22 protein-coding genes are annotated in these 23661 nt (G+C 70.8%); 21 read left to right on the forward strand and 1 reads right to left on the reverse strand.

Features of this window, described 5'->3' with window-relative positions; genetic code table 11:
- Positions 1-25: 25 nt before the first annotated feature.
- From SALPAC4_RS0118845 to SALPAC4_RS0118920, 16 genes are all read left to right on the forward strand, one after another.
- The gene (locus tag SALPAC4_RS0118845) at positions 26-331 is read left to right on the forward strand and encodes a hypothetical protein (protein WP_019871649.1); all 306 of its coding nucleotides are present in this window, start codon (positions 26-28) and stop codon (positions 329-331) included.
- Entirely contained in the window at positions 328-3006 is a 2679-nt protein-coding gene (gene alaS / locus SALPAC4_RS0118850; RefSeq protein ID WP_019871650.1) for an alanine--tRNA ligase, read from the forward strand. Before SALPAC4_RS0118845 ends, alaS begins: the two co-directional genes overlap by 4 nt.
- A 64-nt stretch (positions 3007-3070) precedes the next feature.
- Positions 3071-3532: a Holliday junction resolvase RuvX gene (gene ruvX, locus SALPAC4_RS0118855; RefSeq protein WP_018730022.1), complete on the forward strand. Its 462-nt coding sequence runs from the start codon at positions 3071-3073 to the stop codon at positions 3530-3532.
- Entirely contained in the window at positions 3529-4734 is a 1206-nt protein-coding gene (gene mltG, locus SALPAC4_RS0118860) for an endolytic transglycosylase MltG (RefSeq protein WP_019871651.1), read from the forward strand. Before ruvX ends, mltG begins: the two co-directional genes overlap by 4 nt.
- On the forward strand, positions 4724-5551 hold the full coding sequence (locus tag SALPAC4_RS0118865; RefSeq protein WP_027644364.1) for a shikimate dehydrogenase: 828 nt from the start codon (positions 4724-4726) through the stop codon (positions 5549-5551). The genes mltG and SALPAC4_RS0118865 overlap by 11 nt, the downstream gene beginning before the upstream one ends.
- Positions 5552-5797: 246 nt before the next feature.
- Positions 5798-7729, forward strand: a complete 1932-nt coding sequence (locus tag SALPAC4_RS0118870; protein ID WP_027644365.1) for a delta-60 repeat domain-containing protein — start codon at positions 5798-5800, stop codon at positions 7727-7729.
- Positions 7730-7815: 86 nt separating this feature from the next.
- Positions 7816-8358: an acyltransferase gene (locus SALPAC4_RS0118875; protein WP_027644366.1), complete on the forward strand. Its 543-nt coding sequence runs from the start codon at positions 7816-7818 to the stop codon at positions 8356-8358.
- Positions 8351-10027, forward strand: coding sequence for a P-loop NTPase family protein (locus tag SALPAC4_RS0118880; protein WP_019871655.1), 1677 nt, complete (start codon positions 8351-8353; stop codon positions 10025-10027). The genes SALPAC4_RS0118875 and SALPAC4_RS0118880 overlap by 8 nt, the downstream gene beginning before the upstream one ends.
- An 8-nt stretch (positions 10028-10035) precedes the next feature.
- Complete coding sequence (locus tag SALPAC4_RS0118885; RefSeq protein ID WP_019871656.1) at positions 10036-11430, forward strand: O-antigen ligase family protein; 1395 nt, start codon at positions 10036-10038, stop codon at positions 11428-11430.
- Positions 11427-13007 carry a lipopolysaccharide biosynthesis protein gene (locus tag SALPAC4_RS0118890; protein ID WP_019871657.1) on the forward strand — a complete coding sequence of 527 codons (1581 nt, stop codon included), beginning with the start codon at positions 11427-11429 and terminating at the stop codon, positions 13005-13007. The genes SALPAC4_RS0118885 and SALPAC4_RS0118890 overlap by 4 nt, the downstream gene beginning before the upstream one ends.
- Positions 13008-13014: 7 nt before the next feature.
- Positions 13015-13914, forward strand: a complete 900-nt coding sequence (locus SALPAC4_RS0118895) for a sulfotransferase domain-containing protein (protein WP_019871658.1) — start codon at positions 13015-13017, stop codon at positions 13912-13914.
- Positions 13914-15176, forward strand: a complete 1263-nt coding sequence (locus tag SALPAC4_RS0118900; RefSeq protein WP_019871659.1) for a hypothetical protein — start codon at positions 13914-13916, stop codon at positions 15174-15176. The genes SALPAC4_RS0118895 and SALPAC4_RS0118900 overlap by 1 nt, the downstream gene beginning before the upstream one ends.
- A 93-nt stretch (positions 15177-15269) precedes the next feature.
- Positions 15270-15752 carry a glycosyltransferase family protein gene (locus SALPAC4_RS0118905; RefSeq protein WP_019871660.1) on the forward strand — a complete coding sequence of 161 codons (483 nt, stop codon included), beginning with the start codon at positions 15270-15272 and terminating at the stop codon, positions 15750-15752.
- 157 nt (positions 15753-15909) lie between these two features.
- A complete protein-coding gene (locus SALPAC4_RS0118910) occupies positions 15910-16476 on the forward strand; it encodes a glycosyltransferase (protein WP_019871661.1) in 567 nt (188 codons plus the stop codon).
- Entirely contained in the window at positions 16428-17411 is a 984-nt protein-coding gene (locus tag SALPAC4_RS0118915; RefSeq protein WP_019871662.1) for a glycosyltransferase family 2 protein, read from the forward strand. The genes SALPAC4_RS0118910 and SALPAC4_RS0118915 overlap by 49 nt, the downstream gene beginning before the upstream one ends.
- 80 nt (positions 17412-17491) lie before the next feature.
- Positions 17492-18157, forward strand: coding sequence for a class I SAM-dependent methyltransferase (locus SALPAC4_RS0118920; protein WP_027644367.1), 666 nt, complete (start codon positions 17492-17494; stop codon positions 18155-18157).
- A 218-nt stretch (positions 18158-18375) separates the two neighbouring features.
- On the opposite strand, the gene SALPAC4_RS0118925 is transcribed toward SALPAC4_RS0118920, so the two are convergent.
- On the reverse strand, positions 18376-19641 hold the full coding sequence (locus SALPAC4_RS0118925; RefSeq protein ID WP_019871664.1) for a cation:proton antiporter: 1266 nt from the start codon (positions 19639-19641) through the stop codon (positions 18376-18378).
- Positions 19642-19796: 155 nt separating this feature from the next.
- On the opposite strand from SALPAC4_RS0118925, the gene aroC reads away from it, so the two are divergent.
- The 5 genes from aroC to efp all read left to right on the forward strand — a co-directional run bounded on the left by aroC (position 19797) and on the right by efp (position 23651).
- Positions 19797-20975, forward strand: a complete 1179-nt coding sequence (aroC, locus tag SALPAC4_RS0118930) for a chorismate synthase (protein WP_019871665.1) — start codon at positions 19797-19799, stop codon at positions 20973-20975.
- Complete coding sequence (locus SALPAC4_RS0118935; RefSeq protein WP_019871666.1) at positions 20975-21478, forward strand: shikimate kinase; 504 nt, start codon at positions 20975-20977, stop codon at positions 21476-21478. Before aroC ends, SALPAC4_RS0118935 begins: the two co-directional genes overlap by 1 nt.
- Positions 21479-21495: 17 nt before the next feature.
- Positions 21496-22569, forward strand: coding sequence for a 3-dehydroquinate synthase (gene aroB, locus SALPAC4_RS0118940; RefSeq protein WP_019871667.1), 1074 nt, complete (start codon positions 21496-21498; stop codon positions 22567-22569).
- On the forward strand, positions 22566-22997 hold the full coding sequence (gene aroQ / locus SALPAC4_RS0118945) for a type II 3-dehydroquinate dehydratase (RefSeq protein WP_027644368.1): 432 nt from the start codon (positions 22566-22568) through the stop codon (positions 22995-22997). The genes aroB and aroQ overlap by 4 nt, the downstream gene beginning before the upstream one ends.
- Positions 22998-23093: 96 nt before the next feature.
- A complete protein-coding gene (efp, locus tag SALPAC4_RS0118950; protein WP_011905742.1) occupies positions 23094-23651 on the forward strand; it encodes an elongation factor P in 558 nt (185 codons plus the stop codon).
- The last annotated feature ends 10 nt before the right edge of the window (positions 23652-23661 follow it).

The raw sequence follows: 23661 nt of genomic DNA on the forward strand, positions 1-23661 counted from the left end.
CGGGGCGCGCAGGAGGGGGAGAGTCATGAGGCGGTTGTTCTGGCTGGGTATCGGACTGGCTGTGGGCGTGCTGGTGGTCCGCAAGGCCACCCGGACGGCCCAGGCCTACACGCCGGCCGGGATCGCCGGCGGGCTGTCCGAATCCGCTGGCGGCCTGGCCGAGTCGGTACGTAGCTTCGTGTCGGACGTCCGGATCGGAATGGCCGAGCGCGAACAGGAGATTCACGAGGCCTTCGCGCGCGGCGAGGCGTTCGACGACAACGTCGCCGAGCTGCGGGAATATCCGCGCGCCGGCGATCGAGAGACTTTCCCGGAGGAGCACCAGCGATGAAGACGGCGGAGATCAGGCAGCGGTACCTCGCGCATTTCGAGGCGAACGGTCACGCCGTGGTGCCGTCCGCTCCGCTGCCCGCCATCAGCGACCCGAACCTGCTGTTCGTCGCCGCTGGCATGATGCAGTTCGTCCCCTACTTCCTGGGGCAGCAGACCGCGCCCTACAAGCGGGCCGTCAGCGTCCAGAAGTGCCTCCGTACGCCGGACATTGACGAGGTGGGCAAGACCAGCCGGCACGGGACGTTCTTCCAGATGAACGGCAACTTCTCGTTCGGGGACTACTTCAAGGACGAGGCGATCCGGCTGGCCTGGGACCTGTCCACCAAACCGGTTGCCGCCGGGGGCCTCGGACTCGACCCGGAGCGGATCTGGCCGACGGTCTACCACCACGACGACGAGGCGTTCCAGATCTGGCGGTCGGTCGGCGTGCCCGCGGATCGGATCGTGCGTCGCGGCAAGGCCGACAACTTCTGGTCGATGGGCATCCCCGGCCCGTGCGGGCCGTGCTCCGAGCTGTTCTACGACCGCGGCCCCGCGTACGGCCCGGAGGGCGGCCCGGCGGTTGACGAGGACCGCTACGTGGAGTTCTGGAACCTCGTCTTCATGCAGTTCGAGCGGGGGCCGGGCACCGGCAAGGAGGACTACCCGATCCTCGGCGACCTGCCGGCGAAGAATATCGACACCGGGATGGGCCTGGAGCGGATGGCATCCATCCTCCAGGGCGTGGACAACCTTTACGAGATCGACGAGGTGCGGCCGATCCTGGCCAAGGCCGCCGAGCTGACCGGCAAGCGGTATGGCGCGCACTCCAGTCAGGTCGCCAGCGAATCGCACCCGGACGATGTTCGGTTGCGGGTCGTCGCCGACCATGTGCGCACCGCACTGATGCTGATCGGGGACGGGGTAACCCCGAGTAACGAGGGGCGGGGCTACGTGCTGCGCCGCATCATGCGTCGGGCGATCCGTTCGATCCGGCTGCTGGGCTGGCAGGAACGGGCGATGCCCGAGCTGCTGCCGGTGGCCCGCGACTGCATGGCCGCGTCGTACCCGGAACTGGCGACGGACTTCGGCCGGATCGCCGACTACGCGTACGCGGAGGAGGATGCGTTCCTGTCCACGCTGCGCGCCGGCACCACGATCCTGGACACCGCCATCGCCGAGACCCGCACCGCGGGCCGGCGCGCGATCTCCGGCGCGAAGGCGTTTCAGCTGCACGACACGTACGGCTTCCCGATCGACCTGACTCTGGAGATCGCCGGCGAGCAGGGCCTGCAGGTCGATGCCGAGGGCTTCCGTCGGCTGATGGCCGACCAGCGGGCTCGGGCGAAGGCCGACGCGCAGGCCCGTAAGACGGGGCACGTGGACCTCTCCGCGTATCGGATGGTGCTGGATGAGGGCGGCCCGGTCACCTTCACCGGCTACCAGGAGGTTTCCCGCGAGTCGACGGTGCGGGCGGTGCTCGGTGCGGCCAGCCCGCACGCCGCGGCGGTGGAGGGCGAGACGGTCGAGCTGGTACTCGACACCACCCCGTTTTACGCCGAGGGTGGTGGTCAACAGCCGGATCTCGGCGTGATCACCGTTGGTGGGGGCCAGGTGGAGGTCCTCGACGTGCAGCAGCCGGTGCCCGGGTTGATCGTCCATCGGGCCCGGGTGCTGCGGGGCGAGGTGCGCGTGGGCGAGACTGGCTTCGCCGAGATTGACACCGATCGCCGTCGGGCGATCTCCCGGTCGCACACCGCGACCCACCTCGTACACCAGACCATGCGCAACTTCCTCGGTGAGTCCGCCACCCAGGCCGGTTCGCTGAACGCACCGGGGCGGCTCCGCTTCGACTTCAACACCCCGACCGGGGTGGCGCCGAGCGTCCTGCGGGATGTGGAGCAGCAGGTCAACGAGGCGCTCCTGGCCGACCTGGAGGTGCGTGCCTTCGTCACCTCGCTGGCCGAGGCGCGGCGGATCGGTGCGATGGCGCTCTTCGGCGAGAAGTACGGCGAGCAGGTGCGAGTCGTCGAGGTCGGTGACTACGCGCGAGAGCTGTGCGGTGGCACCCACGTGGGCCGCTCCGGCCAGCTTGGCCTGGTGAAGATCCTTTCCGAGTCGTCAATCGGGTCCGGGGTGCGCCGGGTTGAGGCGTTGGTCGGGATCGACGCGTTCAACTTCCTTGCCCGCGAGCATCTGCTCGTGGCCCGCCTCGCCGAGCTGTACCGGGTCCCGTCCGACCAGGTCGCGGAGCGGGTGGAGCAGACCGTCACCCAGCTGCGCGACGCCGAGAAGGAGCTGGAGAAGCTGCGCGCGCAGCTGGTGCTCGGTGGCGCGGCGGCCCTCGCCGCCCAGGCGAGCGAGGTGCGTGGGGTGGCGTACGTCGGGACTGAGGCGCCCGAGGGCGCGGCCGGCAACGATGTGCGGACCCTTGCACAGGAGATCCGTGGCCGGATCGATCCGGCACGTCCGGCGGTGGTCGCGGTGGCGGCCCGGGCGAACGGCAAGGCTTCGCTGGTGGTGGCGGTCAACCCAGCTGCCCGGAGCCAGGGGCTGTCGGCGGCGGATCTGGTCAAGGTAGCCTTCGCCGGTCGGGGTGGGGGCAGCCCCGAGTTGGCCCAGGGGGGCGGTCTGCCGGCGGCGGAGGCGCCGGCGTTGCTCCGCACTGTCGAGAATGCCATCGCCGGGGCGTAATGTGCCGGAGGATGTCCGGTGCCGGAGGTGCCGCCCGTTCGTTCTCTCAGGGAGGTGACCATTCGTGGCGCAGTGGTCCCGGGGCGTACGCCTCGGGGTGGATGTCGGACAGGTCCGGGTCGGCGTGGCGCGGTCCGACCCGCATGGCGTCCTGGCGACCCCGCTGGTCACCCTCGCCCGGGATCGCACTGCCGCGCCGGAGGCGGTCCCCAGCGACATGGCCGAGCTGGCCGCGCTGGTGACCGAACACGAGGCGGTCGAGGTGGTGGTTGGCCTTCCGGTGAATCTCGCCGGTCGGCAGGGCCCCGCCGCCGTACATGTGCAGGCGTATGTCGGCCGCCTGATCGAGGTGATTTCGCCTGTGCCGGTGACGCTCGCCGACGAGCGGATGTCAACGGTCGTGGCTAGCCGTAGGCTTGCTGAGCGTGGCGTCCGGGGGCGGCGGCAGCGGGCGGTGGTGGACCAGGCGGCCGCGGTGGAAATCCTGCAGAGCTGGCTCGATGCGCAGCGGAGGCGGATGCAATGATCGAGGAGCTGGATCCCGATTTCGATGCGGATCGGGGGGAGAAGGGCCGGCATCGGCGCGGCTACGTGCGTAAGCGGCAGCGCGAGCGAAAGCGCGGCTCGGGTGGCGGGCGCGGCAAGACCGTGCTGGCCCTACTGCTGACCCTGACTCTACTCGGCGGCCTCGGTGGGGGCGCCTACTACGGCTTCGAACGGATCCAGAGCCTGCTCGGCACGCCGGACTACGACGGTTCCGGGACCGAGGCGGTGACGGTCGAGATCCCGGAGGGCGCTCCGATCGCCGCCATCGCGGTCACGCTCCACGAGGCCGGGGTGGTCAAGAGCAGCAAGGCTTTCGTCAATGCGGCGGAGGATAACAGCCAGAGCAAGAACATCCAGCCTGGCCAGTACGAGTTGCGTAAGCAGATGAGCGGCGAGTATGCCGTGGCCGCGATGCTGGACCCGAAGAATCGGGTCGTGAACGGGATCACTGTGCCCGAGGGGCGGACGGCGAAGAGCATCTACAAGCTACTCGCCGAAGAGACCGAGATCCCCGTGGCGGAGTTCGAGGCGGCGGCGAAGGATCCGCTCGCGCTCGGTGTCCCGGAGTGGTGGTTCAAGCGGACCGATGACCGGAAGGTCGAGCCGTCGATTGAGGGTTTCCTCTTCCCCGACACCTACGAGCTTCCCCCGGACCCCACGGCCGAGTCGATTCTCGCGCTGATGGTGGAGCGGTTCCTCACCGTCGCCGAGGGAATGGAGTTCGTCGACCGGGTGCAGAACGAACGCCAGATCGCGCCCTACGAGGCGTTGATCGTCGCGTCACTCGCCCAAGCCGAGGCGGGTACGCCGGGAGACCTGGGCAAGGTCGCGCGGGTCGCCTACAACCGAGTCTACGGCGACTTCAACTGCAACTGCCTGGAGATGGATGTCACGGTCAACTACTACCTGGAGTTGACCGGCCAGGAGACCAAGACCTCGGCCGAGATGACCCAGGACGAGTTGCTTGACACGGAGAGCCCGTACAGCCGCAAGCTTGAGGGCCTGATCCCCACCCCGATCAACAACCCGGGTCAGCTGGCCATGGAAGGCGCCATGGACCCGCCGCCGGGAAAGTGGCTCTTCTTCGTCGCGATCAACAAGGAGGGGGAGTCCGCCTTCGCGGAGACCTACGAGGAGCAGCTGCGCAACGAGGCCAAGGCGAGGGAGGCGGGTGTCATCTGAGCGCGTGCGGGCGGCGGTGGTCGGCGCCCCGATCGCGCACTCCCTCTCCCCGGTGATCCACAACGCCGGCTACGCCGCGGTGGGCCTGCACAACTGGTCGTACACCCGCTTCGAATGCGCCGAGGCGCAGCTGCCGGCTCTGGTCGCCGGCTTGGGACCGGAGTGGGCGGGGCTCTCGGTCACCATGCCGGGCAAGGAGACGGCGCTCGCGGTGGCCGCGACGGCGTCGTCGGTCGCCGCCGCGGTCGGCGCGGCCAACACCCTGGTCCGCCGGCCGGACGGCTCCTGGCACGCGGACAACACCGATGTCGCCGGCATGGTGGAGGTGCTGACCGGGGCCGGGGTCGGCCCGGAGTCGACGTTGACGGTGCTCGGCGCCGGTGGTACCGCCCGGGCGGCGGTGGCCGCGGCGGCGGCGCTGCGGGCCCGGACGGTGACGGTGGTGGCCCGGCGGAAGGCCGCGATCGCCGACCTGCGTCCGGTGGCCGCGGCGGTGGGCGTGTCGCTGACCGGAGTTCCCTGGTCCGACGCTGTTGCGGCCTGCTCCGCCGACGTGGTGATCTCGACCGTGCCGGCCGGGGCCGCCGACCCGCTCGCCGCGGCGGTGGCGTGGCGGCCCGCCACGGTGCTCTTCGATGCCCTCTACGACCCCTGGCCGACCTCGCTCGCGTCCGCCGCGCGGTCCGCCGGCTGCCGCGTCTACTCCGGTCTCGATCTGCTGCTGGCCCAAGCGGTCGGCCAGTTCGAGCAGTTCACCGGGGTGCCGGCGCCGCGTGCCGCGATGGCCGCCGCGCTCACCGCGGCTCGGGCGGGTTGATCCCCGCAGCGGCGGCTCGTCACACGCCAACGGAGTGAAACAGCGGTGCCGTGCGCCGAGCGGGGGACGCCGGGGCGCGGCCGGAGCGCCCGGGGCTGGGGCCCGCGGGGCAATTGCCGACCAATCGGTGGATATCGCTGAGGGGGTCGGGCAAGGGACGCTACGCGAGTTCTCACCCCTGGGAGGTATAGCGTGGCTGGGTTCTCGCTTCGTCGGCGGACTTCGGGTCGCCCTGTTCGAACGGCCCTGATCTGCTCGGTAACCGTCGTCGCCGCGTTGCTCGTACCAACCGCGGCCTCCGCCACCGTCCCGCCGATACCCGAGACACAGATCCTGGTGTCGAGCGATCCTGTTGATGAGACACCGCACGCCCGCGACGGCGAGGCCCGGGCCTTCGCGCAGATCGGCTCGATGGTGTACGTCGGCGGCACCTTCACCCAGGTCCGGCAGGATCCGACCGCGGCGTGGGTCAGCCAGCGCTACCTGTTCGGCTACGACAAGGTCACCGGGGCGATCTCGACGACCTTCCTGCCGGCGCTCGACGGTGCGGTGAACTCGTTGGTCGCCGGCCCGAACGACACGTTGCTCGTCGGCGGCGCCTTCCGGAACGCCAACGGGGTGTCCCGGAAGAATCTGGTGGCGCTCGACCCGAGCACCGGCGCCACCGTCGACAGCTGGGTGGGCCGCTCCGACGGCGGCACCGTGCGGGACATGGTGCTCTCCGGCGGCTGGCTCTACCTGGCGGGGGCCTTTAACTGGGTGAACGGCACCCCGCACGCCGGGCTTGCCCGACTGCACGCCAGTACGGGGGCGATCGACCCGACCTTTGCCGTCAACGCCACGATGGGACGAGCCGGCACCAATTCGTACGTCTGGACCATCGACGTCTCCCCGGACGGGCAGACGTTGGTAGCGGGCGGCAACTTCACCGACGTCAACGGCCTGCCGCGGAACCAGATGGCGCTCGTTGACCTCTCCGGTACGCCGAGTGTCCTCGACTGGAGCACGGAGAAGTTCGTGGCGCCGTGCGAGGGACGGCTGGCTTTCTCCTACGTGCAGGATGTCCGGTTCGGCGGCGCCGGTAGCTGGTTCGTCGTCGGCACCAACGGCGGGGCGGGCTGGCCGGCCGGATACTGTGACGCGCTCGTGCGCTTCGAGACCACGGCCCGCGGCGACGGTCAGGTCGGCACCTGGGTGAACTACACCGGTCGGGACACCATCACCTCCGTCGAGGTGGTCGACAACGTCATCTACCTCGGTGGGCACTTTCGCTGGTTGAACAATCCGACCGCGCACCGGGGCGGCGCCGGCGACGGTGCCATTGACCGGCTCGGGATCGCCGCGGTCACCCCGGCCACCGGGATGCCGGTGAACTGGAATCCGCGTCGCAACGGCGGCTCGTCGCTGCCCGCCGGCACCAGTCCGTGGGGCTCCACCGTGCCGGTGCTCTGGCGAGGAGAGGACGGGCTCTACTTCGGGCACAACTCCGACGGCATGGGGGGCGAGTACCACGGCCGGCTCGGGATGTTCCCCCGCTCCGGTGGTCGGACGATCACCCCGAAGAACCCGTCGACCGCGACCAGCGGCAATCTCTACCTGGGCACCGGGGAGGGCGAGCTGGCCCGGGTTCCGTTCGACGGCACCGGCATCGGCGCACCGACCACGGTCAGCCAGCCGAACTACACCGGCGCCGGGGCGACCTGGGGAATGAGTGACCGGATCTACTGGGCACACACCGTCGCCGGAACCCCGACGGGCAGCCGGATCGACATCTCGATGTTCCCCGGTGGCGTGATCGGCGTCCCGTGGGAGTCGTCCGGCTACAACGACTGGTTCGATGCGGGGGAGCTGACCGGTGCCTTCTTCCTGGACGGGCGCCTCCACTACACCCGGGCCGACTCCGAAGCCCTCCACTACCGGTACTTCGAGACGGACGGGAACTACCTCGGTGCCACCGAGTTCACGCTGCCCACCACCGGGGTCGACTGGTCGACGGTGCGGGGCATGGCGTGGGTGGACGGCAGGATTGTGTACGGAAACACCGACGGGAACCTGCGTAGCGTCCCCTTCCGGCCAGCGGTGGATCCGGTGGTGGACGGCGCGGAGGGCGTTCTGCTCGTGACCGCGAGCCCGGAGCTGACCTGGTCCACTCCGCAACTGTTCTTCACCGTGCAGTAAGTCGACTGAGGATCGTCGATTATGGTGGATGCTTCATGTTGGCTGACGGTGAGCTATGCCGTCGTCCCCGGACATGGGGAGGATCGTTGCGGGGCATCCGCCGTGGTTTTGGGGTAAGTGCCGGTTTCGCACTGAAGCGCGGCTGGTATCGGTTGCGTTATCCGAGGCTGAGTCTCGGCCGGGATGTGGAGATCCGTGGAAGGGTCCGGCTACGCCGCGGCGTGCGGGTGCGCATCGGCGACCGGACTCGGATCAACAAGCTGGTGCGGTTCGCCGGTCCGGGGGAGGTTCACATCGGCGCTGACTGTCTGTTGAGTGCGACCTGGGTGGGTGCCTGGACCTCGGTCACGGTCGGCGACCGTTGCCTCTTGTCGAACTGTGAGGTGCGGGACAACGACTTCCACAATCTGCGGCCCGAGGTGCGACACGACCCGCCCACCCCGCGCACCCGAGCCCCGATTGTTCTTGAGGACAACGTCTGGATCGGCGCACACGCACTCGTGCTCAAGGGTGTGCGGATCGGCCGGGACAGTGTCGTGGGCGCTGCCACGGTGGTCCGGACGGATGTCCCGCCCCGGGTAGTGGTTATTGGAAACCCGCAACAGACGGTGAAAAAGTTCAATGACTAGCACCGCCGGTGGTGGCTGGACCGCCAACACCGCCTCGGGTGGGGGGACATCGGGTCGTACGGTCACCCTGACCGACCTGCTTCGCGTGCCGCTGCACCGGATCCGGGTGCTGGCCGGTGCCGCCGTGCTCGGGCTGCTCGCCGCACTCGGCTATGTGCTGCTGGTGCCGAGCGCGGTGACCGCCGACGCCGTGGTGGCGGTGCGACCGGTGGTCACCGACGCCTTCACGCCGAGCGGCGCCTCCGCCGATCGCGCGGTGAACATGAACGTGGAGCGGGGCATCGCCACCGGGACCGAGGTGGTGCGGCGGCTGGTGGACGCCACCGGCCGGGACCAGCGTGACGTGCAGGACGCCCTCGAACTCGAGGTGCCGACCGGCGGTCAGATCCTGCGCTTCCGCTTCACCGCGAACTCAACCCGGGATGCGGTTGCCGGCGTCAACCTCGCCGCGGCGGCCTACCTGGACGTGCGCCGCACCATGTACGAGCAGCAGCGGGCGGACATCTTGCGCTCGTACGACGAGAGCATCCGGAAGGTCCAGGCCCAGCAGGCGGCGTTGCAAAGTCGGATTGCCAGCGCGCGGGAGGGCGAGGCGGATGCGGCGGTGGCCGAGCTGTCCGCTGTGAACAGCCAGCTGGTCCAGCTCAGCTCGGCCCGTACCGAGATCGCGGCGGTCGATGTCAACCCCGGTTGGGTCACCCGTGAGGCGGAGACGAACCTGGTCGCCCCGGGCGGTAGCGACCTGCTCCGCCTGCTCGCGGGGCTGCTGGGTGGGGTGCTGCTCGGCATCGTGTTGGCGTACGGGTGGGAGTCGGTGGACCGGCGCATCCGGTCGGTTGACGACGGCCGGGACGCTACCGGCCTGCCACTACTCGGTACCGCCCGCGGCCCGAAAGCGCGCGGCTCACGGCACGCCGTGGACGCCGATGTTCGGTACGTGGCGATGGCCATCGCTGGGCGGATCCGGGAACCGGCCCGGATCGTGTTGTTGACCACCCGGGGAGATCAGACCGCGCTGGGCGCCGGGCTGGCGGTGGCGCTCGCGGTCACCGGCCGGGAGGTGTACCTCGCTGACGACATCGATCGCCTGGGACGGCTGCGCAGCGAGGTGCTGGCTGGCGTGGCACGCCTGCCGGCGACGGCGAGTTCCGCCCGGCCGGTGGTGCCGCAGCCGCGCCAGGGCCAGCGGGCGGCCCCCATTGACGAGGTCACCGAGCAGATCGCCGTCCGGCGACCATCCCCCCACCCGACCGCTCTTCCCCGCCAGGCCACGGTCCAGCGCGCGACCCCGGCCGGCCACGGTCCTGCCGCTAACCACCAGACGCCCGACGACCCGGATGGCACGATCTCGCTCCCCCGGATCGCATCCACCGCGCCGAGCAGCGGAAAGAGCGCAGTCGGAGCGTCCGCCGACACGGTTACGGTGGGTGCCGGCAGCATCCGGTTCGGTACCTGGCGGCAGCGGGCTGCCAGCGGGGTGGTGCTGTTCAACGCCCCACCGGCCGAGGCCGATGAGCGGGGCGTCGCGGCGGCTCGACAGGGCGCCGCGGTGGTGGTGGTCCAGCAGGACCAGACCCGGCAGAGCGATCTACGTCGGCTGGCGGAGCGGCTGCGGGCGGCTGGTGTGGCCCCCCTCGGCTTCGTTCTCACCCACCGCGGTCGGGGCTGACCGTGCCCGTGGGCGGGACCCCGGTGACTAGCGAGCCGGCGGGGGACGGGGCCGCCGAAGTCCTTCCGTCGCCCGCACCACCGCGACTACCGGTCTGGCCGCTGGCGCTGATGTTCGGCCTGGTGCCGATCTGGTGGCTGGCCGGCGCGTTCTATCTGGGCTGGCCGCTGCTGGGCGCGGTGCTGCTGGCCCTGCTGCTGGTTCGGGGTCGGGTTCCGCTGCCGCCGGGCACCGGGATCTGGCTACTCTTCCTCGCCATCGTCCTGGTCAGCGCCATCCAGCTGGGGACGCCAAACTCGGTGTTGACCTTTGGGCTGCGGCTGGGGTTCTACGCCACCGCGCTGGTGGTCGGCGTCTACGTCTACGTGGTGGCCCGGGAGCGGGCCGGAGGCAGCGGGGTGCTCCTGCCCCTCTGCGCATTCTGGCTCGGGTTGGTGGCGTTGGGCTGGCTGAGCGTGCTCGCTCCCCGGCTCGGCCTGACCACCCCGGTGGAGGTCCTACTGCCCGGCACGATCGCCACCGAACCTTTCGTCTATGACATGGTCCACCTCTCCACCGCCGAGTACAGCACCCGGTCGCTGAACCCGATCTACCGTCCCGCGGCGCCGTACGCGTACACCAACAACTACGGCAGCGCGTACGCGATGGTGTTGCCCGCGGTGGTCGCGGTGATCATGCTGCGGCGGCGCGGGGTGCTGCGCTGGTTGCTGCTCGGGTCGTTGCCGCTCTCCCTGGCACCGGCTTTCCTCACGCTGAACCGAGCGATGTTCCTCAGCCTCGGTGTTGGTCTGCTGGTACTCGGTCTCCGGGCCGGCCGGCACGGCAACACCCGGGTCGCCACCTCGATTGTCGGCGTGCTGCTGGTGGGGCTCCTCGCCACCGTCTTCATCCCGGTCGCCCAGCTGATCGGGGACCGGGTCGGAAACAGCGGCACCAACACCGACCGGCTCGCCCTCTACCGCGCGGTGCTGGGGCGGGTCGGTGACTCGCCGTGGCTTGGCTACGGCGCTCCGGCGAATGTCGACACGGTCTCGGCCCAGGCACCGATTGGCACCCAGGGGCAGCTGTGGATGGTCCTGTTCAGCCACGGGATCCCCGCCCTGCTCTGCTTTCTGGCCTGGTTCGTCGTGGCCGTCCGGGCCTGTGCCCGGGCAGCTTCGCCGGCGGGGCAGTGGCTGGCGATCGTCCCGGTGGTGTGCCTGGTGCAGATCCCCTTCTACGGCATGGCCAATCAGAACCTTGCCGTCGCCTTCTACGTGATCGCCTTCGCCATGGCACGTACCGAGGGCGAATCGGCGTCAGGGCCCCGTCCTTCGCTGGACGCTGGTCCGACTGGTCTGACTGGTCCAGCACGAGGGCAGCCCACGCGGCTGCCGACGACGCTTGGCAGGACGGCCGGATGACCGCCGGCACAGCTCCGGCCGCCTCGTCCGGCCCCGACGCGGGTAAGCCGGACGAGGCGGAGCGCCGGGACAGCGCGCGCAGCGGGGTCGCCGGGCTGCTCGGTGCGGCCACCAGCGGCCTCTTCGGCTTTCTCCTTGCGGTGGTGATCACCCGCGGCTACGGCCCCACCGGCTCCGGCGTCTTCTTCGCCGCGATCGGGGTGATCACGGTGGCCACGGCCGTCTGCACGCTGGGTGCCGAGACCGGTCTGCTGTGGGCGCTGCCGCGCCGCCGCATGGCCGGGGGGTGGCGGGATGCCGCCCGGGTGCTGCCGGTGGCCCTACTCCCACCGTTCGTGGTTGCCGCCGTGGTCGCGCTGGCCGGGTTCTTCGCCGCCGACTCCCTGGCGCCCCGGGTGTTCGGCCCGGCTGCCGGGTCGCAGCTGCTGGCGGTGAGCTTCGCCGCCGTCCCGGTGGTCGTCCTCCTGACCCTGCTGCTCGCCGCCCTGCGGTGTGTCCGGCCGATTCGGGCGTACGTGTCGGTGCAGTTCTTTCTCCTACCGGTGGCCCGGCCGGTCCTGGTCGCCGGTGCGGTCCTGGTCGGCGGTGGCCTGGTGGCCGGCGTGTCCGCCTGGCTGGCTCCGGCCGCCCTGGCCCTGCTGGTCTGCCTGGCCCTGGTCGTGCGGCCGCTGCACATCGGGCGGGGCGCCCGGCTCCGCCCCGGACCGCGGGACTGGTCAACCTTCTGGCGGTTCGCGCTGCCCCGGGCCGTCTCGGCCGCCATCGACGCCGGCAATCTGTGGATCGGGGTGCTGTTGACCTCAGCGCTCGCCGGAGCGGAGGAGGCCGGTGTCTTCGGCGCCGTCGGCCGGTACGTCCTCGCCGGCCAGCTCGCCATCCAGGGGCTGCGGGTGACGGTGGCCCCACGGCTGTCCCGGCTGCTCGGCGCGGGCCAGACGGCCCTTGCGGCGGCCGTGCACCGGCAGCTGACCACCTGGGGGCTGGTGCTCTCCTGGCCGGTGTATCTGCTGCTCGCTGTCTTCGGGGTGGCCTTTCTCGAACTGTTCGGGCCCGGTTTCACCGCCGGAGCCCCCGCACTGACCGTCCTCGCCCTGGCCATGCTGGTGCGTACGGGCGTGGGCAACGTGCAGAGCCTGCTGCTGATGGGGGGCCGCAGCGGTCTACACCTGGCCGCCACCCTGGGCGGGCTGCTGGTGACGGTCTCGCTCGGCCTGGTGTTGATCCCCGGGCACGGCGCCACCGGCGCGGCGGTGGCCTGGGCCGCGGGCATCCTCACCGAGAACCTCACGGCCGTGACGTACGCCTGGCTCGTGGTGCGGCACCCGCTGGTGGATCCGGTGATGCTGCGCGCGGCAGCGAGCACCGCCGCCGTGGTGGGCTCCGCCGCCGGGGTAGGGGTGCTGGTCGGCGGCCGGGGCATTACCGGGCTGCTGGTGGCGGTGGCGGTGCTGGCCCTCGGCGGGGTCGGGACGTTGTCCCGAATCCGGCCCGGCATTGGGGCGAGCCTGCGGCAACTCCGTGGGGAAGCGGTGGCCGTCCCGGCCGCCTCCGGCTTACCAGAGCAGAAGGAGAGGTGAGTCCGTCGTGTCGGTGCTGCGTGATCGAGTGAAGCGGTTCGTGCCGGACCGGGTGACCGAGCGGGTGCGGGAGTCTCTCGTCGGCTACGGCGTGCAGACCAGCGACCGGCGGCCACTGCCAGATTTCCTGGTCATCGGCACCAAGCGGGGCGGCACCACGTCCCTGTGGAACTATCTGGTCCAGCATCCGCTGGTGCCGCGGCTCTTCCCGGCCTGGAACACGAAGTCCACGCACTACTTCGAGGAGCACTGGCGGCGGGGCGAGGCGTGGTATCGCTCGCACTTCCCGACCCGACGCCAGCGGACGGTGCTGGAGCGGCGGCACGGCGGCCCGGTCCGGGCCGGTGAAGCCGCCCCGCTGTACATGTTCCACCCGCTCGCCGCCGAGCGGGTCGCCGCGCTGATGCCGTCGGTCAAGCTGGTCGTGCTGCTGCGCGATCCGGTGCAGCGGGCCTACTCGCACTGGAAGGAGCGGCGCACCCACGGCATCGAGCCGCTGGACTTCGCCGCTGCCCTCGGCGCCGAGCCGGAGCGCACCCGGGGGGAGCGGGAGCGGCTGGTCGCCGAGCCGGAGTACGTCAGTGCGGCGTACGACTGGTACAGCTACCGGGCCCGGGGTCGCTACCTCGAGCACCTTCAGCCGTGGCTGGACCGGTTCGACCGCGCGCAGTTCCTCTTCCTGCGCAGCGAGGACCTCTATCGGGACGCCCGGTCGACGTACCGCCGTACCCTGTCCTTCCTCGGGCTGCCGGCCCACGACCTGGCGAGCTTCCGGGTCTACAACGACCGCCGCTCCGCGCCGCTGGACCCGGCACTTCAGGCGGAGTTGACGGCCTACTACCGCCCCTACAACGAGGCGCTGCGGCAGCGGCTCGGCATGGACCTCGACTGGTCGGACGGCGCCTGATGACCGAGCCGGCCACCGCCTCCGCCGACCCGCGGACCCGCACCGACGGGTTGGGCTGGGTCACCCGGGCGGTCTTCGGTGCCGAGCGGGTCGGGCTCACGGTGGATGGTGCGGTACCGGCCGGGCACCGGACGGTGGCGCGGTACGCGATTGTGCCCACTGTCCAGCGGGCCCGGTTCCTGTTGCCGTTGGGCTCCCCGCGGGCGACGGCGGCGTCGCTGCTGGCGTACAACGCGCTGCGACCACCCCGGGTGCGGGCGGTGCGGGCGGTTCTCGGTGGGCTCGCCCGGCTCGGTGGGCTGGAGCTGGCCCGCTTCCCGGTCCTGACCGTGTCGCTGCCCGAGGCGGTCGCCGCGGAGGAGGCGCTGCTCGTCCACCGACTCGCCACCCTGCTGGGCGGGGGAGCCGCGTACGCGGCGTGTGGGGTGCGACCGCCGGATCCGAACCACAAGCCGACCCTGCAACTCTTCGCCCCGAGTGGCCGCCCGCTCGGCTTCGCGAAGATCGGCTGGAACGACGCCACCCGGGACCTGGTGACCGCCGAGGCGGCGGCGCTGCGGGAACTCCCCGCACTGGCCCGGGTGCCGGAGCACCCGGTGGCGCCGCGCCTGCTGGCCGAGCTCCGCTGGGCCGGGCGGCCCGTCGCGTTGGTGCAGCCGCTGCCGCCGGCGGTCCGTGGGCTGTCCACCGCCGCCGAGCCCGAGGTCGCCGCGGTGCTCGCGGTGGCTCGCCGGGGCAGCCCGCCCGCCCGGCCCCGGTCACTGGCCGGATCGAGCTTTTTGGCGCGGCTCACCCAGACCGCGCACCGGGCCGCCGCCACCATGTCAGCCGACCCCCGGGCGGTCGTGGCGGTGGCGGGGCTCGTCTCGCGGCACGGGGAGACCCGGGTCGAGTTCGGGCACTGGCATGGTGACTGGGTCCCGTGGAACCTGGGCCGACACGCCGGCCGGCTGGTCGCCTGGGACTGGGAGCACAGCGCCCCGGATGTCCCGGTCGGCTTCGACCTGGCGCACGACGCGTTCCAGCGGGCCCTGGTGCTGGGAGGTTCCTCCGTCGCCGTCGCGGCCGACGCTGTTGATCTCCAACTCCGACGGTACGGCGACGCGCTCGGCCTCAACCAGGCTGGGCAGCGCCTGGTGGCGGAGGCGTACCTGCTGGAGCTGTGGCTGCGGACCTGGCGGCTGGCCAACGCCGGTGCGGGCTGGAACCCCGCGCTACACCCCGCTCTGCTGGAGCTCCTCGTGCAGCGGGGCCACCGGTGATCGTCCGGTTTCCCGATGCCTCCACGGCGCGATACGTGGTCTGCTTTCGCAAGCCATCGATCGAGGCCGACGGAAGCAGGCGGTGAGGCTCGCATGGAGACATACCCCAGGGGTCGCGGTGACTCCCCGGTTCTGCTGCTCGTCGGATCGAGCGGTGGGCACCTGGCCCAGCTGCTGGCGCTGCGTTCCTGGTACGAGCGCTGGCACCGCTGCTGGGTCACCTTCGATACCCCGGACGCACGCTCCCGGCTCGCGGGGGAAGAGGTCGTCTCGGCGCATTACCCGACCACCCGCAACGTGCCCAACCTGGTGCGCAACGCGGTGCTGGCGGTACGCCTCCTGCGGCGGCGTCGGGTCGCCGCGGTGGTGACGACCGGAGCCGGGGTTGCGGTGCCGTTCGTGGTCTTCGCCTGGCTGCGGCGAATTCCCACCGTCTATGTCGAGGTGTACGACCGGATCGACACCCCGACCCTGACCGCGCGCCTGTGCCGCCCGTTTCTCTCCGCGATGCTCGTGCAGTGGGAGGAGCAACGCCGCCACTATCCGGAGGCGACTGTGGTGGGGCCGCTGCTGTGAGCGCGGAGGTACGGCGAAGCGACGACGCGCGATGCCAGGTCTCGTCAATCAGGGTGGAGGGGATGCGGTGAGTACGAAGCGAGTCGTCGCGCCGTCGGGGTCTGAGTCCAGCCACATTCCCCGGCAACGGAACCGGTCCGGTGTCGGCCGGAGGCAGGTGTTGGTCGTCGTCGGTACCGACAAGCACCCGTTTGACCGGCTGGTCGACTGGCTGCGGGGTTGGCGGCGCACCCTCCCCGACCGCGTGGTCCTGACCGTCCAGCACGGTCACACCGGAGCGGCCGACGTTCCCGGCGCGGTGGCCTTTCTGGGGCACGACGAGCTCCAGGCGGCGATCTCCACGGCCGACCTCGTGATCTGTCACGGTGGCCCGGCCACCATCCTGGAGGTCCGTCGGTACGGTCGGGTGCCGATCGTGGTTCCCCGGGATCCGTCCCACGGTGAACACGTTGACGACCACCAACTGCGGTTCGCCCGTCGGCTCGGAGCTGCCGGCCTGGTGGTGGTCTGCGAGACCCGAGCGGAGTTCGTGGCGGAGCTCACCGCTGGCCTGGCCGAGCCGTCCCGGTTCGTCGTCCGGGCGGACCCCGATTCGGCCCGGGAGCGGGAGGCCGCCGTGGCCCGGGTCGGGGAGATTGTGGAGGGTCTGGTGGTCGCGGCGAACGGGCGGCGGGGATGGTGGCGGCCGTGGTCACGGTCCCCGCGGAGTGGAGCGCGAGGATGACCGCACTGCCGCGGCTTACCGCACTGCCGAGGGTGAGTGCCGTGGTGCCCACCCGGGATCGCCCGGAGCTGCTGCGGGCCGCGGTCCGCGCCCTCCTCGACCAGGACTATCCGGGTGAGCTCGAGGTGGTCGTCGTGTACGACCGTTCGGAGCCGGATCAGACCCTGACCGAGCTGTCCCGACCGGGTAGGCCGGTTCGGGTTACCGAGAACGGCCGGACGGCCGGCCTCGCGGGTGCCCGCAACACCGGCACCCTGGCCGCCACCGGCGAGTTGATCGCCTTCTGCGACGACGACGACGAGTGGTTGCCCGGCAAGCTGTCGGTGCAGGTCGCGGCGCTCACCACCACTCCGGGTGCCGAGTTCGTCTCGGGTGGCATCCGGGTGAGCTACGACGGACACACCGTCGAGCGGTTGCTGCCTCGGGACCGGATCACCTTCGCCGACCTGTTGCGGGATCGGATGACCGAGCTGCACCCGTCAACGTTCCTCTTCCGCGCTGCCGTGCTTCGCGACGGCTTCGGACTGGTCAACGAGGAGATTCCGGGCAGCTACGCCGAGGACTACGAGTTCCTGCTGCGGGCGGCCCGCCGCGCACCATTGGTCAATCTGCGCACCCCGCTGGTGCTGGTGCGTTGGCACAACCGGTCGTATTTCACGCAGCGCTGGGACACCATCTCGGCGGCGCTGCAGTGGCTGCTCGAACGCTACCCGGAGTTCGGCAGCCAGCCGGCCGGTGCGGCCCGGGTGGCGGGGCAGATCGCCTTCGCGCGCGCCGCCTCCGGCGACCGCCAGGGCGCGCTGAGCTGGGCACGCCGCACCCTCCGGGGTAACCCGCGCGAGCCACGGGCGTACCTGGCGCTCGCGGTGGCCGGGCGGGTGGTCCGGGCGGACGCGGTGCTGCGCACCCTGCACAAGCGCGGCCGGGGCATCTAAGCCCGCAAACCACCCCCCGTTATCCGTACGAGCCGCGAGAGCAGCAGTCCCGGTCGACGCAGAGGTATAGGAGTTCGTTCGTGGCACTTCACTCGTTGAGATTTCGTCTGGTGGACGCACCCTCTTCGGTTGGCGCCAAACGGAGGGCACGGCGGGCGGCCTGGCTCTCCGACACGTTTCCCGACCTCGCCGAGATGAACGTGCTTGACCTTGGTGGACGGGTGGAGAGCTGGGCAACGGTGCCGGTTCGACCGGCACACGTGCACGTGGTGAATCTGGAGCCGTTGCCGACGGAGCTGCCCGACTGGGCTGAAGCCGATCATGCCGATGCCTGCGAACTGCCGAGGCGCATTCTTGGCCGTCGGTACGACCTAGTCTTCAGCAACAGCGTCCTGGAGCATGTCGGCGGGTACGAGCGTCGTCGTCGGATGGCGGAGGCGATCCGTGAGCTGGCCCCTGCGTACTGGGTGCAGACCCCGTACCGGTATTTCCCCGTGGAGCCGGACTGGGTGGCGCCCGCCATGCAGTTCCTGCCGGTGCCGGCGCGGGTGGTGGTGGCACGGAAGTGGCCCCTGGCCTACACGCCGGGTAAGTCGTACGAGGCGGCGATGCGACAGGTCCTGACGACCGAACTGATCGGTCGAGCGGAGCTGCGTTACCTATTCCCGGACGCGGGCATCCGTAACGAGCGTCTGCTCGGCCTCACCAAATCGTTGATCGCAATTCGAAAATCATCCTCGGCGTGACCGGTGCGCGGGTTTCACCGAGGCTGAGGTCGTGGGGCGCGGTGTCCCGCTCATATTGCGGGAGTCATTAAGAATGCGCGAAACCGGCTTGAGGTGGGCTGAATTGAACACGTCCACCGCAGCACCTTTCTTGGTGCGGATGAACGGGTCTTTGACCCAAGCAGCTCCGGCCTTGCTTCGGTGGTATTTCTGGTTCGTCGGGACGGGCCGGGGCCGGTCTACGGCGGCGGCTGGTCCCCGTCGCTGCGGCGTTCTCGGCGATCGGCCGGGGCTGCCTGTAGTCGTTCTGACCACTGGGGGGTCATCGCCGGGTTGAAGATCCGGGCGACCAGGACGTCGGTTGACGAGTGCGCCAGGATCGACAAGACGACGGTCAGCGCCACCAGGTGGAACACCTCGTCTCCCGCGGTGATCCCGGCCTGGAGCACGAGCAGACCGTAGACCACCGAGGCGAAACCCTTCGGGCCGAACCACATGGCGGCGAACTGCTCGGTGCGGCTCAGCTTCGAACCGAGGAATGACACCGCGAGCGCGAGTGGGCGGGCCACCACGATGGCCAACACCGCGAAGAGCCAGCCGGTCCAGTTGATCTCACTGAGGAACTTCACCGAGATCAGGGCGCCGAACACCAGCAGGGCGGCGAGCTTGAAGAGTTCGGCGATCAGCTCGCCGAAGTGTTCGAAGCTCTCCCGCTGTCGCTCGCCGAAGGTGGCCACGGTGATGCCGGCGGCGAACGCGGCGAGGAAGAGGTTGGCGTGGGTGATCAGCCCCAGCGCGAGGACCAGCAGGCCGATCGCCACACCGTTGAGGGGCTCGTACTTGGTGGAGGCGGAGAAGAACCGCCCCTTCTCCAACTGCAGGGCCAGCCACGGCACCGCCACCCCGATCACCAGGCCCAGGAGCAGTTCGGTCCCCAGCTCGTCAAGGTGCAGGTCGTCGGAGCCCTCCACGACCGTCAGGAAGAGGATGACGAACGGCAACGCGAGGCCGTCGTTGATGCCGGACTCGACGTTGAGCAGGTGCCGCAGCCGGCGCGGAACGCCCACGTTGCCGACCAGGGCGGCGGCGAAGACCGGGTCGGTGGGGGCGAGCACCGCCCCGATCAGCAGTGCCTCCGGCCAGTCGAGCCCGGCCACGTAGTGCGCCAATACGGCGGTGATCAGGAGGGTCAGCGGCAGCCCCCAGCCGAGCGCCCGCCCGGGCAGCCGCCACGCCGCGCGTAGGTCGGCGAAGCCGACCCGCATGCCGTCGGTGAAGAGCACGGTGAAGAGTGCCAGCTCCGCGAGCCCGGCGACGATCTCGCTGTCGGCGGTGATCTCCAGGACACCGGTGGTGTCCGGGCCGAGCAGGATGCCGGCGAGGAGGAATACCACGGCGGTGGAGAGGATGCTGCGGTGCGCGAGGCTGGACAGCAGGACGGCCAGCAGCAGCACGGCTGCGAACGCGAGGAGCAGCACCGGGGCCTCCGGGTGGGTCGAAACCACGTCGTTGCCGACCAGACTTCCGGGAGGCCGCCATGATCGTACGGATTCGCTGCCAACGGGGGCGATCGTGACCGTCTCGCGGACAGTCGTGTCCGCAGGGCGAGACGGGCCGGGTGTGGCACCCGGCGTCGACCGGGCGTGCCAGACTGGCCGTTGTGTTGCGCTGGTTGACTGCAGGGGAATCGCACGGTCCCGCCCTCGTCGCGTTGCTCGAGGGGGTCCCGGCCGGGGTCGAGGTGACCACCGAGGAGATCGCCGGTGAGCTGGCCCGGCGTCGCCTCGGCTACGGCCGTGGTGCCCGGATGGCGTTCGAACAGGACGAGATCGAGATCATCGGTGGGCTGCGGCATGGGGTGACCCTGGGCAGTCCGGTGGCGATCCGGGTCGGCAACTCCGAGTGGCCCAAGTGGCGCACGGTGATGGCGGCCGACCCGGTCGACCCGGCGGAGCTGGCCCGGCAGGCGCGTAACGCGCCGCTGACCCGTCCCCGGCCGGGGCACGCCGACCTGGCCGGCATGCAGAAGTACGGGCACACCGATGCCCGCCCGATCCTCGAACGGGCCAGCGCCCGGGAGACGGCTGCCCGGGTCGCCGTCGGCACCGTCGCCAAGGCCCTGCTCCGGCAGTCGCTGGGCATCGAGGTCATCTCGCACGTCGTGGAGCTGGGGTCAGTCGCGACGAAACCGGGGCTGCGACCCAGCCCGGCCGACGCCGAACGGATCGACGCGGACCCGCTGCGCTGTCTGGACCCGGAGGCGAGCCTCCGGATGGTCGCCGAGGTGGACGCCGCGAAGAAGGACGCCGACACGCTCGGCGGCGTGGTCGAGGTGCTGGCGTACGGGGTGCCCCCGGGGCTCGGCAGCCACGTGCAGTGGGACCGGAAGCTGGACGCCCGGCTGGCCACCGCGCTGATGTCCATTCAGGCGATCAAGGGGGTGGAGATCGGCGACGGCTGGCAGCAGGCGCGTTCCCGGGGCTCGGTCGCGCACGACGAGATCATCCCCACCGCGACCGGTGTGCGGCGAGTCACCGACCGGGCCGGCGGCCTGGAGGGGGGTATCACCACCGGTGAGCCGCTGCGGGTGCGGGCCGCGATGAAGCCGATCTCCTCCCTGAACCGCGCGCTGTCGACGGTGGATGTCACCTCCGGTGAGCCCGCCACCGCGATCAACCAACGCTCGGACGTGTGCGCGGTCCCGGCCGCGGGGGTCGTCGCCGAGGCGATGGTGGCGCTGGTGCTGGCCGAGGCGGCGGTGGAGAAGCTCGGCGGCGACTCGGTGGCCGAGCAGCGCCGCAACCTCGCCGGCTACCTCGACGCGCTGGTTGTCCGCTGATGGCGCCGGTCTGTGTGTTGGTGGGCCCGCCCGGCTCGGGCAAGACCACCGTCGGGCGAGCCCTCGCCGAGCTGCTCGGGGTGGAGTTCCGGGACACCGACCTGGACATCGAGGCGACGGCGGGCAAGCCGATCTCGGAGATCTTCATCGACGAGGGGGAGGCGCACTTCCGTACCCTCGAACGGGCGGCGGTGGCGACGGCGCTCGCCGCCGGCAGCGGCGTGCTCGCCCTCGGCGGTGGTGCCGTGCTCGCCGAACAGACCCGGGCCGCGCTGGCCGGCCACACCGTCGTGTACCTGTCGGTGGAGCTGCCCGACGCGGTACGCCGGGTCGGACTCGGTGCCGGACGACCCCTGCTCGCGGTCAATCCGCGGGCCACTCTCAAGCACCTGCTGGAGCAGCGCCGCCCGCACTACGCGGCGGTGGCGACGGCGACGGTGGTGACCGACGGCCGCACGCCGGAGCAGCTCGCGGCCGAGGTCGCCGCGCTGCTCCCCACCTGACGGTTAGGCTGCGCGCGATGGACGAGATTACCCGGATCCCGGTTGGCGGTGACCAGCCGTACGACGTGTTGGTGGGGCGCGACCTGCCAGACCTGCCGCGGTTGCTGCCGGGCGCGGAGCGGCTGGCCGTGCTGTACGCGTCGCCGATGCAGGGCTGGGCCGAGCAGCTGGCGGAGCGGACCCGGGCGGATGGGGTGTCGCCGCTGCTGGTCGAGGTGCCGGACGCGGAGGCGGGTAAGCAGATTGAGGTCGCCGCCAGCTGTTGGGAACGGCTCGGTGCGGCGGGCTTCACCCGCGCCGACGCGGTCGTTGGGGTGGGCGGCGGCGCGGTTACCGACCTGGCCGGCTTCGTCGCGGCCTGCTGGCTGCGCGGGGTGCGTTGGGTGCCGGTGGCGACGTCGCTGCTGGGCATGGTGGACGCGGCGGTAGGGGGCAAGACCGGAATCAATACCTCCGCCGGTAAGAACCTGGTCGGTGCCTTTCACCGCCCGGCCGGGGTGATCTGTGACCTGACCGCGCTGGACAGCCTCTCCCCGACCGACCTGGCCGCGGGAATGGCCGAGGTGGTCAAGTGTGGCTTCATCGCCGACCCGGTGATCCTTGACCTGGTCGAGCGGGAGCCGGCCGTCGCCATGGACCCGGCAGGGTCGGTGCTCCGGGAGCTGATCGAGCGGGCGATCCGGGTCAAGGCGCAGGTCGTCGCGGGGGACCTTCGCGAGTCGGGGGCCCGGGAGATATTGAACTACGGGCACACCCTGGCGCACGCCATCGAGAAGGTGGAGGGCTACCGCTGGCGGCACGGCCACGCGGTCGCGGTGGGGCTGGTCTACGCGGCGGCCCTGGCCCAGCTCGAGGGGCGGCTGGACGCGCAGACCGCGCAGCGGCACCGGGCGGTGGTGGGTGCGCTGGGCCTGCCCACCGGATATCGGGCGGAGGCCTGGCCGGAGCTGCTCGCCACGATGCGGGTGGACAAGAAGGCACGGGGCAGCATCCTGCGTTTCGTCGTACTGGCCGGGCTCGCCCGCCCGACGATTCTCGCGGCGCCCTCCGACGAGTTGCTGCACGCCGCCTACCAGGAGATCGCCGAATGAGGGTGTACGTGCTCAACGGGCCCAATCTGGGCCGCCTGGGCACCCGGCAACCGGAGGTCTACGGCACCACCACCTACGCCGACCTCGTCGAGCTGTGCCAGCAGACCGGGCGGGAGCTGGGGCTGGAGGTGGTCGTCCGGCAGACCGACGCCGAGCATGAGCTGCTCGGCTGGCTGCATGAGGCTGCTGACCTGGGCGCTTGCGTGGTGCTCAATCCAGCCGCCTGGTCGCACTACTCGGTCGCGGTACGGGACGCCTGCGCCCTGCTGCGTGCCCCGTTGGTGGAGGTGCACCTCTCCAACATCCATTCCCGGGAGGCGTTCCGGCACCATTCGGTGGTCTCGGCGGTGGCGACCGGGGTGATCTGTGGGCTGGGCGTGGACGGCTACCGCCTGGCCCTGCACCACCTGGCGGCCCGGGTCTGCTGATCGTCGGCGCGGCCGCGGCTTGCTCGGGCGAGCCTGCCCAATCGCGGCCTAGTAGACTTGCTGGGTCTGTCCGCCACCTTATGATCAAGGCAGGAAATGGCCACCACCAACGACCTGAAAAACGGCATGGTACTCAACCTCGACGGTGAGCTCTGGGCCGTCGTCGAGTTCCAGCACGTCAAGCCCGGAAAGGGTGGTGCGTTCGTGCGCACCACGCTGAAGAACGTGCTCTCCGGCAAGGTGGTCGACAAGACCTTCAATGCGGGCACCAAGGTCGAGACCGCGACCGTCGACAAGCGTACGATGCAGTACCTGTACGCCGACGGCGAGGACTTCGTCTTCATGGACCTGGAGACGTTCGACCAGATCAATGTGCTCGGCGACACGGTCGGCGAGGCCGCGAACTATCTGCTGCCCGAGGCCGAGGCGACGGTCGCCACCCACGAGGGGGTGCCGCTCTACGTGGAGCTGCCGACCAGCGTGGTGCTCGAGATCACGTACACCGAGCCGGGCCTCCAGGGAGACCGTTCGACCGGTGGTAGCAAGCCGGCCACGGTCGAGACCGGCGCGACCGTGCAGGTGCCGCTCTTCATCACCACCGGCGAGAAGATCAAGGTCGACACCCGCGACGGCCGTTACCTCGGCCGCGCCTGATGGCCGAGGG

The organism is Salinispora oceanensis (genome assembly GCF_000383575.1).
Classification (GTDB): domain Bacteria; phylum Actinomycetota; class Actinomycetes; order Mycobacteriales; family Micromonosporaceae; genus Micromonospora; species Micromonospora oceanensis.